The 8,849-nt window shown below is 69.7% G+C and carries 9 protein-coding genes and 1 pseudogene; 6 read left to right on the forward strand and 4 right to left on the reverse strand.

Annotation, left to right across the window (positions count from 1 at the left end):
* Positions 1-110: pseudogene (locus tag ACYVLT_RS34505) on the forward strand (IS5/IS1182 family transposase); the annotation flags it as partial.
* Positions 111-237: 127 nt separating this feature from the next.
* Here ACYVLT_RS34505 and ACYVLT_RS34510 read toward each other — a convergent pair.
* Positions 238-2,475 carry a tetratricopeptide repeat protein gene (locus ACYVLT_RS34510; protein WP_461124361.1) on the reverse strand — a complete coding sequence of 746 codons (2,238 nt, stop codon included), beginning with the start codon at positions 2,473-2,475 and terminating at the stop codon, positions 238-240.
* Positions 2,476-2,634: 159 nt separating this feature from the next.
* Between ACYVLT_RS34510 and ACYVLT_RS34515 the strand changes: the two genes are divergently transcribed.
* From ACYVLT_RS34515 to ACYVLT_RS34530, 4 genes are all read left to right on the forward strand, one after another.
* Positions 2,635-3,084 carry an AraC family transcriptional regulator ligand-binding domain-containing protein gene (locus ACYVLT_RS34515; RefSeq protein WP_461124368.1) on the forward strand — a complete coding sequence of 150 codons (450 nt, stop codon included), beginning with the start codon at positions 2,635-2,637 and terminating at the stop codon, positions 3,082-3,084.
* Positions 3,085-3,145: 61 nt separating this feature from the next.
* Complete coding sequence (locus ACYVLT_RS34520) at positions 3,146-3,520, forward strand: helix-turn-helix domain-containing protein (protein WP_461124362.1); 375 nt, start codon at positions 3,146-3,148, stop codon at positions 3,518-3,520.
* Between the two features lie 57 nt (positions 3,521-3,577).
* Positions 3,578-4,666, forward strand: a complete 1,089-nt coding sequence (locus ACYVLT_RS34525; RefSeq protein WP_461124363.1) for a hypothetical protein — start codon at positions 3,578-3,580, stop codon at positions 4,664-4,666.
* Complete coding sequence (locus ACYVLT_RS34530; protein WP_461124364.1) at positions 4,663-5,505, forward strand: hypothetical protein; 843 nt, start codon at positions 4,663-4,665, stop codon at positions 5,503-5,505. The genes ACYVLT_RS34525 and ACYVLT_RS34530 overlap by 4 nt, the downstream gene beginning before the upstream one ends.
* On the opposite strand, the gene ACYVLT_RS34535 is transcribed toward ACYVLT_RS34530, so the two are convergent.
* Complete coding sequence (locus ACYVLT_RS34535; protein ID WP_461124365.1) at positions 5,451-5,978, reverse strand: nucleotide disphospho-sugar-binding domain-containing protein; 528 nt, start codon at positions 5,976-5,978, stop codon at positions 5,451-5,453. The genes ACYVLT_RS34530 and ACYVLT_RS34535 overlap by 55 nt on opposite strands.
* Positions 5,975-6,157, reverse strand: a complete 183-nt coding sequence (locus tag ACYVLT_RS34540) for a hypothetical protein (RefSeq protein WP_461124369.1) — start codon at positions 6,155-6,157, stop codon at positions 5,975-5,977. Before ACYVLT_RS34540 ends, ACYVLT_RS34535 begins: the two co-directional genes overlap by 4 nt.
* A 159-nt stretch (positions 6,158-6,316) precedes the next feature.
* Between ACYVLT_RS34540 and ACYVLT_RS34545 the strand changes: the two genes are divergently transcribed.
* Positions 6,317-7,051 carry a hypothetical protein gene (locus ACYVLT_RS34545; RefSeq protein WP_461124366.1) on the forward strand — a complete coding sequence of 245 codons (735 nt, stop codon included), beginning with the start codon at positions 6,317-6,319 and terminating at the stop codon, positions 7,049-7,051.
* Between the two features lie 96 nt (positions 7,052-7,147).
* Here ACYVLT_RS34545 and ACYVLT_RS34550 read toward each other — a convergent pair whose 3' ends face one another.
* Positions 7,148-8,527: a recombinase family protein gene (locus tag ACYVLT_RS34550; RefSeq protein WP_461124367.1), complete on the reverse strand. Its 1,380-nt coding sequence runs from the start codon at positions 8,525-8,527 to the stop codon at positions 7,148-7,150.
* Positions 8,528-8,849 lie beyond the last annotated feature (322 nt).

An 8,849-nucleotide genomic window follows, 5' to 3' on the forward strand; every position in this document is an offset into this window, starting at 1 on the left:
AGACCTGGAAAGTCCTGGCCAAGCTCCGCTGCTGCCCACGCCGAGCCACCGCGATCATCGCGGCCATCCTCGTCCTGCACCACATCGACACCCGTCGTCAACCACGATGAAAAAGGTTCAGTGAGATGCTTCTATGACTCACTGCTCACCAGAGGCCGTGCTGGTCAACGTCCGGGCGCTCGGTGTCGGCCGATGCTGCGGTACCTGGGGCCCGATCTGGACTGGTCGCGGGCCATGTCATAGCCCTTCGGCGAGCAACCACTCGCTGTTCGGAACCTTCCCGTGGTGAGCTAGGGCGGCGAGCCGCTGCGCGCAGTGCTCGTCGCCCTTCCGCGTTCGGTCGAGCAGTTCGCCGTGCCGGCCGCGTTCGGCGAGCAGCGCGGCCAGCTCTCGGCCGGCGTGGCTGAGGCCGGTGTCGGCCAGCTCGCGCAACGCGTCGAGGTTGCCCGCCAGGGCCAGTCGCTTCGGGATCCACTCCTGCGCCCAAAGTTGGCCTTTCGCCAGCTCCAGTGCCTCCGGCCAGCGGCCCTTGTCGGCCAAGAGGTCCGCCAGCAGTTCCTGCCCTCGGTCTGCGCGCCATTCGTCGGATTTGGTGAACACATCGCGCCGCAGGAGTTGGATAGCTCCTGCGCGCTCGCCTTTTGACCTCAGCAGCGCGTCCGCTGCGGCCGCGCCGGTGCCCAGCTTGATCGCGAGTTCGTGCTCGCCCCGGTCGACCAGGGCGGCCAGCAGCCGTTCGGTCGGCGGGTGACCGGCCTCCACCAAGCCCGACACCAGCGCCTCGGCATCGGCCCGGTCGTCGGTGGCGAGGGTATGGGCGGCCAGGTTGACAACGGCTTCGGGCACGCCGGTCGCCGCGAGTCGGCGCAGTTGGTCGACGTTGCCCGTCGCGGCGAACCGCTCGGCCAGCCATGCGCCGGCCCAGCCTGCCGGCTCGGCGCGCACGATCTCCAGTGCCTCGTCCCACCGCCCGGCGTCGGCCAGCACGTCGGCCAGCCGCCGGACCTTGGACGTCCGCCGCAGCACCGCGATCGCGTCATCGGTCGAGCCGAGTCGGACCAGTTCGTCGGCCAGCAGGAGGCTCGCCCAGGAGCCACGGCGCTCCATCATCTCCAGGAACGTCCGGCGGTGCGGGAGCCACGGTTGTCGCAGCACCTCGGCCGTCTCGTGGGCGTGGATGTGGATCGGTTTGCGGTCCAGCAGTTCGCGGACGTCCTCCACTCGGCCGTGCGCGATCAGCACGTCCATCATCCGCAGCGCCGTCGTGGCGGAGCCGGTGACGGCCGCCTCGCGGTAGAGCGGGTCGGCGTGGCGGTAGCGCAGGCGATGGTAGGCGTTGCGGGCCAGGCGGAACCGGTCCTCAGTGTCCTGAGTGTGGGACAGGATGGCGTCCCAGAGGGAATCCGGGGTGAGGGCACGCCGGCGGGTGGACCGGCCGTGCTGGTCCAGGTAGTCGTGCAGGTGGTAGCCGTCGGGTGGTCCCACGCCGGGGTCGAGGCGTTTCGGAATGAGCGCGGCCACGCCGAGTCGGGTGGCCGCGGCGGTCCTCAGTCCGATCTCGAACCACGTTTCGGGCGCGTTCATGCGGTCGTCGTCGGACAGGTAGCCGGGTGCGGCGGCGGTCAGGAGCGCGGTGGTGAGCAGGGCGTGGTGACCCAGCCGGCGCGCGTCGAGGGCGGCGGTAAGGATGGCGGTCGCGTAGCGGTCCTCCGGGATGTCGGGGTGGTCGTAGCGCTCGACCACGGCAGGGCCGCCCGCGATCGCTTGGACGACTTCGCCGTTGTGCGCGGTGGCGAGGGCCTTGGCCAGCCGGGGGTCGGTCGGGGCGGCGGCCATCTGCGCGGCGGTGAACCGCCTGGCGACCCGGATCCGGGTGACGCGGTGGTGCAGCAGGTCGCGGGCCTGGGGCTGGTTCGGGCCGGTCAGGGTCGACCAGTACTGCGGCCACAAAGTGCCCACGACCACGAACGGGCCGGGGAGTTCGAGCAGGGTGCGCAGCGCGGCCGCCGCGCGTTCGCCGTGGGTGTCGAGCAGGTGGTTCTGGGTCTCGTTGAGCCACAACACCGTGCCGGGGTCGACGCCGGTCGCCAGCACGTGCAGCAGGTCCTCGGCCGTACGGGGGTAGAGCAACGGCCACATGCCCAGCTCGGCGGTGACCGCCTCGTATAGCGCGCGAGTCTTGCCCGTGGACGACTCGCCGGTCAGTACCACCATCGCGGTGCGCTTCGCCGCGAGCGTCTCGGCCAGCGCCCGGTCGTGCTCGCGCGGCAGGTACGCCGGGAGGTCCGGGAGACCGGCGCCGTTGACCGTAACGGCGCGGTGCACGTCCAGGTCGAATGGGTGCCACCCGGTGATTGGCCGGGCGGGCGAGGGTGCGACGTGCCGCGGGTGCACGTGCACGCCGCCCACGATTGACCCAGCCTGGACGACCGCGGCCGCCTCACCGGACATCTCGATGCGCACCGGGTCTGGCACGCGCCCGACGCTACGGAATCTTGTCCCGCTTCACCACAGGTACGGCGGAGGTGCTCGGCGGGCCAACGCGCCTGCTACCACGCCGCCCGCCAGCCGACCGCCTCCCTGAGTGCGGCCTGGTACTGGTGCGCTTCGGCGTGGAACCGGGGCCGCTGCTGGCTGGCAGCGGTCTGCACGCCGCAGACTTGGAGGTGGCGGACACCGAGGCCGACGCGCGACAGAGAGCTGCGGGTGGCGCGCAACCTCACTCGCGTGCTACCGGACAGCGGCGTAGAGGTTGGACGGAGCTACCACGCCACCACGTTCGACGTGCTGGGCCACGCGTTCCCCAGATGTGCCACGATGCGCGACATCTTCGACACCGCCCTGCACTACCTCGACCTGCGCTTCGCATTCACCGATCCAAGGCGTCGGTCGGGGACAGGCGGGTGCTCATCACCCTCGACGACCGGACGCTGCTGCCGACGTCTCGCGGTTCCTCGCCGAGTGCGACCTGGCCGCGATCCAAGCCGTGGTCGACGAGCTGGTGCCCGTGGCGTGCCCGCGCTGGAGGTGTCGTTCCGCTTCCCCGAGCACGCCGACACGAGCCACTACGACTTCGGCATGTAGCCGGTATTCAGCGCGGAGCACACAGTTCCCCTTCGCCGCAGTCCTTACCCGTGCCATACCCTTGGCCAGCGCCGAGGCCAGTGAGGTGGCCATGGCCTGGTGCCGCGATCTGGTCGGCCGCCGCCGCAACCGGCAGGGCACCGGGCACGCCGTACCTGCGGGCCTGGAAAGGCCCGCGGGCACGCTGGACGAGGTCGCCGCCGAGTTGGCGATAAGCCTCCGCACTCTGCGCCGCCGCCCCGCCGCGGCTGGCACGGGTTTCCAGGAACTGCTCGACGAAGCTCGCGCAGTGGACCTGCTGACCACGACCACGGCCACCGTCGAGCGCGTCGCCGCAGAACTGGGCTACGCCGAGGCGGCTGGCTTCATCCACCCCTTCCGCCGCTGGCACGGCACCACGTCGAGCGATTACGGGCGGCAGCACCGGGCCGCGTGAGGTGGAATCCCCACTTCGGTAGGGTTTGCGCGATTCCGCGCGGAACGAGGAGTGTCGATGGATCCGGACGCTTTAGCCGAGTTGGCATTCGAAGCCCTGACTTCCACGAGAACGCTACGCTCCGCCCGGGAACATCTCCACGATCTCGTGGAACCGAAACTCGCTCACAATCCGGGAACCGCCGCGCTGTGGTCCGGGTTCACCCGCGACCTGCGGTTTCCACCCGAACTCCCGGCCGCCCTCGCAGCCGAACTGCGGCACGACGAGCGCTTCGCGAACCGGGTCGCGGACCTGACGAACCGTGCGCTGTGGCGCAGGAGGTTGATCCCGCGCCGCGACCTGGTGCTCGGGATCGGGGTAGCGCTCGTGGGCACTGCGGCGGCCGGCGGGATCAACTGGCTCCTCAACCCCGCGATCGAGCCCTTGGCCCAGGACGAGGTCACCAAGGCGGAGCAGGCCAAAGCCCGGTCCAAGGGCATCCTCGGAGTGAAGGCGGCCCACCAGATCCGCGGTGACGCGTTCGGGTGGGCCTTCGCCGAACCGCTCTCGGACACGCAGGTGCGGGACCTGCTGGCGGTCGAGGGCAAGCCGGAACTCGGTCCACTCGCCCTCGCCGCGCAACCGGTCTACATCGCCTACCACTACTGGGGAGAGCTCCACAACTTCACCAGGCTGAGGATGACGGTGGTCAACCACTGGCCGAAACCGGTGCTGATCACCGACATCAAGGCCAAGGTGAAGCGGACGGCCCCGCTGTCGGGCGCATTGGCGTGGGTGGGCGCGCAAGGCAGTGTCGAGGTGATCGACATCGGTTTCGACCTCGAAGAAGACGATCCCCGAGCTCGCGTCACCAACAAAGACGGCACACTCGGCGATCCGTGGACCTATGGCGAGAACGTCGAACTGGAGCCGGGTCAAACCCAGCCGTTCAACCTCATCGGACGCGCCACCAAGTCGTACTGCGAATGGCACGTAGAGATCCACGCGGAGATCGAGGGGCAACCGCAGGTCTTCGAGGTGAAGGACGACCAGGGAAAACCGTTCGTCACCACGGCTTTCGCCGACCGCTACCGGCAGCGCTTCAGCTACGGACCGCCCAACGGCCTCAAGTGGGTCGAGCGCGGTGAGGGCGGGATGTTCAGATGAAGACGCGCACGCGGAGAACGCTGTTCCTGGTTGGGACCTTCGTCGTGGGCCTCGTCGCGGGCCTCGTGGTGTGGTGGGAACCCCGGGAACCGCAGAATCCGCCGACGACGCCGGAGACGTCGTGGAGCGCGGTGCCCGCCCGAGAGCCGGAGATCGAGGCAAGCGTCCGGGTGGGCGGTCGCGCCGACGATGACGGGTGGATGCTGATGGCATCGGAGCAACTCGCTCGCGCCACCCCGCCCGATGACGTGGCCGACTGCCGCGGGCTTCGGGAGTGGGCGCTCGGGGAGGGCGCGCTGCCCGCCGGCTACGCGACGCACACGATCACGTTGTCGGCGAACTACCACACCACCGTCGAGTACGTGCAAGTCGAGGTGTCCCCGGACACCACCCCGTACCCGAAGACCGCGGCCGACGGGCCGAGGGTCCGCCTGCTCTGTCTGCCGCAGCCCGGGGCGCAGATACCGTTCCCCGACGCCGAGGCCCCTCGGGCGGCGGTCAACGGCGGATCCTCGATCTTCGACCAACGTTTCCGAACGGCGGTGCTGACCGAGCGGCACCGGCTCACGCCCCGGTCGTCGGCGGACGTGGAGGTAGTCGTCGACTTCAGCGGTTCGGCAGGCCCTTCCGTCTACCGCGTCGAGGTCCACGTCGGAGAGGACGGCGAGTCCCGAATGGTGCCGGTAAATGGGGACGCCCCGATGTTCGCCACCGAGGACGGCGGCGGGATGGGGTACTGGCCGGCCACCGCGCTGTGGACGATGAGCCCCACCCGCACGCACACCTACTGCGACGCCGTGGCGAACCCCGCTCCCGACCAGGAACCCACCTGCTCGTGAGGCATCCCCTCACCCGGCCCCGACGCCACGCGCTCCAACTCCGGCACGATCTCGTGGGGCGTGGGCGCCGCCATCACCCGCGCCTTCTCTGCGCCCGCCGCGAACGACGGCTCCCCCAGCAACCTCGTCAACCCCGCGCGCAACCCCTCGGGGGTGACTTCGTCGGGGTCCACCACCAGGGCCCCGCTCTGCTCCGCCAGCAGGTCCGCCAGCCCCGCCTTGTCCCACACGTTGCCCGGGACCACCAGCTGCGGCACACCGTGCGCCACCGCGTTCCCGGTCGTGCCCGCGCCGCCGTGGTGGACGACCGCGGCGCAGGTGGGCAGCAGCGCGTCCAGGGGCACGAAGTCGAACAGCCGGACGTTGTCGGGCGTCGCCGCGACCAGAGCTGCCGGGCGGTCAACGTCGCCACCACCTCGATGTCCAGGTCCGCGACCGCCTCGAACAGGGTGCTCGGCGGAGAACCGCTTCACGCCCCACAGGTCGCGCCGGGACAGGCCGAGGGTGACGCAGACCCGGCGCCGGGCCAGCGGCTCAGCTCCGCCAGGTCCAGCGCGTTCCCGACCGGGACGGCCGTCAGCCCGGCCTGGACGATCGCGTCGGCGAGGTCCGGCCGGGCGGCGACCCGGACGTCATGCCCCGCCGCGCGCAGCGCCCACGCACCACCACAACCACCCCCGACTGGCCCGCTGGGAACCGATCTACACCCTGCTCAACCGAGCCCAACGTCGAGCACCACGACAAGCGGGCGACCAGTGAGACGCTGACACACCCTGCCAACCAACTCCCCACCGAGCTCAAGCAGCACCTCGTGCCGATCGTCGAAGCGATGCTCATCCACCCGGCCACCATCCTCGACCGCTTCCACCGACAACCGACCAACTTCGGGGTCGCAACCCATCTACTCACCAACCTCGACGACGACCCCGCACGCATCCACGACCTGCTCCCCAACCTGCTCACCGGAACCACCGAACAACGCCAGCGCGCCACCCACCTGGCGCTGCGCCTGGATCCCGCCACCGCCACCGGCATCCTGATACCTCTGATCGGCGACCCGGCACCCGCAGTACGAGCCGATGCCGCCGCCGCACTGGCCGACCTGGTCGCCAACGGAGCTACCACCCCGCTCACCCTCACGATGCTGAAACATAGCCTCGCCGACCCGGGCACCCTCGTTGCGCGAACCGTCGCGCTCGTCCTTGCCGACGTGGCACCCACCGACAACACCCGCACGCTGCTGAACGACCTGGAAGATCACTCGTCAGCCATCGTCCGGCACACCGTCAGCGCCGCGATCGGTTGCAAGTCAGACTATGACCATGCTTCTTCGCTGGCCCGTAGCCGCGACGCACGAATTTGGTCGAAGTCCAAAACGGATCTACATCAAGGTTATCCTGAAATATCCAGAAGTTGGCCCGCTCGCGTGATGAACGAAGCATTCACGTCGCATCGGAGGTGGGCTGTGGCCCCATCTGGACAGTGGGCGAAAGTTGTTGCTATGCTTGACTTATGCGGCACCGTGGCGGTGTCCGGGATGGGCTGAAGCCCACATGTGGGGGTTCAACAAGCCCTCGGACACACAGTTACCCCACGGGGCAGGTCGACAGTTTGTCGAACTCACGTCGTGGGGTTCATCTTTTCACCGGCCCGCCGATACGCGCGGTTCTTCGATGACGACTCGGTCGGCATGACAGATGATCATGGCCCGGTCGGCGCGCAGTGTGTCGACGACCAAGCGCGGGCTCGCCGCTGCGGGCAGGTGCAGGGCATGCCCGATCCTGGTGATCAGCTGCTCTTCGCGGAAGTAGAGCGTCGACGGGGTCTGCTGGGTGCGCGGACCGTGGTGGTGGCGGCAGCGGTAGCCGGGACGTCCGTGCACCCACCGCGACTCCATCCGCCGCCCGCACACGCCGCAGCGCAACCCGGCCAGCAGGTACTCCCGAGTCTCCCCTCGCCGGTTCGGACGCTGGGCACGGACTCGCTGGACGGCGACGAAATCATGTTCGCCGACCAGCGGGGTGTGGGCGCGCTGCTGGGACAGCACCCACTGGTGGGCGGGCTTCCGCCTGCTCACACGGGACCGGCGCTGACCACTCGGGGTGGTGTGGTCGTGGTCGACGCTCTGCCGGTTCCACACCTGCCACCCGGTATGGCGCGGGTTGCGCAGGATCGTGGTCACCGTCTCGGCCGTCCAACGGCGCCCGGCGCGGTGGGTGTTGCGCGCGGGGTCGTGCTCGGCAGGACACGGCGTGCGCCGCTGGTTGAGGGTCTCGACCAGGTCCTCGATACTGCGGCCGGCCAGGCGCTCGGCGAACAGCCACCGCACCGTCGGCACCGTGTTGGGGCCGGGCTCCAGGCGGGTGACATTGCGGCCGCGGCGCGCCCCCGCGGGGTGTGGGTGCAAGCCCGCCTCGACCAACCGGTAGCCATAGGGCGCCCGTCCGCCCAGGTAACGGACCTCCTCGGTCAGGGCCCGCATGGCCGCCATCGCACGGTGCCGGGCACGCACCACCTCGCGCAACGACTGCGCACCCAACATCCTCACCAACGCCCGATGCTCCGGCGTCTCCAGGTCGACCGGTCCACCGGCTTCGGGCAGCCACACCTGCACGCCGTGACGCCGGGACAACGCCAGCAACCGCTCCAACTGGTCACCGGCGAAGCCGCGCTCGTACTCGCCCACGACGATCGCGTCGAACCCGCGATCCGGATCACGCAGGGCGGTCAGTAGTTCTGCGGCCTTGGGCCGGTCGCGCCACCGGTCACGCCGTGACCACCCGGCGTCGAAGAAGGTGGCGGTGATGGTGCCATGACCGGCGACCAACTCCTGCGCGACCTCCAGTTGCCAGGCCCGCGAGGTGGCGGGGTCCTGGTGCTCGGTGGTCGAGGTCCGACCGTAGAACGCGAACAGCAGACCACCCGTGAGAGCCGGCCCCTGGTCGCATCGGACCCCGGTCCGGTCTTCCGCCCGCAGGCCCATCCAGTCCGTGAGCACGTCCGCGTGCGCATGAGACGCCACGCTGCCGTCTTCCGCACCACCACAGGAAAGCAAGATCATCCCAAGGCGGCTTCCCAGGCGACATGGCAGGCCCTGACTCGGCCGACGCACCAGCCGGGCCGGTGAGCGCCCCGTCTGCGAAACGTCGCCGCCGGCCGCAAGATCGAAGCACCCGCTACGCGGCAAGAGTGCGTTCGCGCTTCGTCGACCGGACTCGCGGATGCGGTGACGTGTGATCGTCTCCAGCGGTTGCCCCATGCATGAACGCTGCACCATGACCGACTAGTAGGACTTCGTTAGGTCGGGTGTGGGGGTGTGTCAGTGGTGTGATCTTCTGTGGCGG

The sequence above is a fragment of the Saccharothrix stipae genome, assembly GCF_054781895.1.